We start from the raw sequence: 2360 nt of genomic DNA on the forward strand, positions 1-2360 counted from the left end.
GGAGTATTTTTAAAAAAGTGAGATACTCTCCAGTTATTTCTCGTCTTTACGAGAGTTTAAAAAAGCTACTGAGCAATTTTATAAACGTGATTATATCACCAGTTAGGTAACTTAGTTTATGAATATTATTGCCGTTATTCCTGCTCGCTATGATTCAATTCGTTTTCCTGGTAAACCTTTGGCAATGATTGGCGATCGCCCAATGGTGCAGAGGGTTTATGAGGCAGCTAAAGGTTGTCCTAATTTCACTAAGGTGGTAGTTGCCACTGACTCTGAATTAGTTGCGGATTGTGTGGGGCAGTTTGGAGGAGAGGTGGAAATGACTCGCTCAGACCATGCTACTGGTACTGACCGGGTTGCAGAAGTAGCTCAACGTTATCCGGAAATGAGGGTAATCGTTAATGTCCAAGGAGACCAACCTTTTGTTACTGGTCAGATGCTGACCGAGCTGGTAAGTCCTTATCTAAAAGGGGAGTTTCCTGCGATGACGACTCTTGCTTGTCCTCTGGATATGGCAACAAGCTATCAAGACCCTAACTCAGTCAAGGTTTTATGCGATCGCAAAAATCACGCCCTCTACTTTTCCCGCGCTCCCATTCCTTACTTCCGGAATTCTGGAGATGCACCTGTATTCCACCATCTCGGACTCTATGCTTTTGAGCGAGATTTCCTGAGCAAATATGCTCAACTGTCACCCACACTCCTAGAGAGGTGTGAAGGCTTAGAGCAGTTGCGAGTACTTGAACATGGATTTGCCATTCGGGTGTGTATTACTGAAAAGGCAGTTTTGGAGATTAATACCCCTGAAGATTTAATTAAAGCTCAAGCCTTAATTTATCATTAAACCTGGAGATGCTATCCAAATTATTGAGAATATATCCCAGTTTTCCCTAAGTAGCTAAAAATTCTGTTAATATGTAAGTCTATCAATAGATAAATGATTATCTACATTGCCTCATATCCACGCTCTGGAAACTCATTGACCCAGCAAACAATTCAAACTTTCTTTGAGCGACCAATGACTGTAGTCTACGGAGGTAGTAGGAAACCTGAGACCTATGCTAGTGGAGCCGTAAATTTTATCAAAAACTGGCGTTGGCCAAAGGACAAGATAATTTCAAAATCTTTGTGGGGTAAGTTGCATGCTCAAATTAATAAAAACAATCTAGAAAACTGGATTGCTCTTTATGACCTGAATGTGCCCCCTTATACGAAAGATTGCCGCTACTTACTTCCTGGCTGTTTGAGCGTGCTAACGCCGAAAAATCGCCAAAAATTGGCAGCTGAGGAATCTCCCTTCTTTATCAAAACCCACGAACTACCCTACCAAGAATATTTTGAAGGGGAATACGTCATCTTACCTGTTCGTCATCCCGGTTCTGTTCTTTGGTCTTATTTCAATTTCATCAAGGATTTCTGGCAAGACGTTAAAACTCTCGATGAAGTAATTAGAGGAGAAGTGACATTTGGCTCGTGGAGTGAATGGTATCAAAGTTGGAATCAAGTCATACCTTCTCTAAATGACAGACTTTTAAGACTCCGCTTTGAAGATGTGCTGGCGGATAGGCGCAGGGCATGTCAGCAGATAAAAGCCTTGATTAGTCTAGATTATAATCCCTCCAAGCAAGAACTTTCATTTGAGGAGCTGCATAAAAAAGACCCGCAACATATCCGCTCTGGAAAAGCTAATGGCTGGGAAAAGTACTATACCGACAACCAGCTCAGCCTTCTTTGGGAGTTACACAGTGCAACCATGCAGCAATTCGGTTATGAGATGCCTAAATAGGCATAGTCTACGTTGGCTTCTGACGTTAATCAGCCTGCCTTGCTAAGGCAGAAGGCAGAAGGCAGAAGGTAAAAGAGTTTCAGGGTTTTTTTTCTGATTTAATACCAGGGAGTTTAAATGGGTGACAGCTTACATATTAGTACAACCCATTGTATAGTTAACAATAATTGACACTCCCCGCCGAAGTAAGAACGGGGATTCTTACTTGGCCTATGGCCACGCTACGCGAACAACGAGCCGACTTGCTCAGCCAGGTCGGAACCAGAAAGAGTAGAGGCCGATTCGACCTAAGCGTTTTGATCATAGATAATGGTTTCGGTGTGCCCCACCGTACCTTTACTTTTTTTTTTAGAGATAGATACTTTTTTAGATCTAAATTTTTCATAGACGTTAAAGTCGTTAGACTAAATTACGCAATATGTATCTCAGACATATTTTTTACGTTGCCTACTTATGGTTAGATAGTATCTATCTCTTTTAAAAGTCTATTGTTTATAATCTTATACTAGCACACCTAGTACAAACTGTCAAGAAAAAGTTTTAAAAAAAAGCCGTCCTTCTAGGACGGCTTTTT

The 2360-nt window shown here is 41.3% G+C and carries 2 protein-coding genes; both read left to right on the top strand.

Annotation, left to right across the window (positions count from 1 at the left end):
- Positions 1 to 118 precede the first annotated feature (118 nt).
- The gene (gene kdsB, locus F6K49_RS41960; RefSeq protein WP_293107205.1) at positions 119 to 844 is read left to right on the top strand and encodes a 3-deoxy-manno-octulosonate cytidylyltransferase; all 726 of its coding nucleotides are present in this window, start codon (positions 119 to 121) and stop codon (positions 842 to 844) included.
- 93 nt (positions 845 to 937) lie between these two features.
- The gene (locus F6K49_RS41965; RefSeq protein ID WP_293107208.1) at positions 938 to 1786 is read left to right on the top strand and encodes a sulfotransferase domain-containing protein; all 849 of its coding nucleotides are present in this window, start codon (positions 938 to 940) and stop codon (positions 1784 to 1786) included.
- Positions 1787 to 2360: the final 574 nt, after the last annotated feature.

Source organism: Moorena sp. SIO3I6, assembly GCF_010672095.1.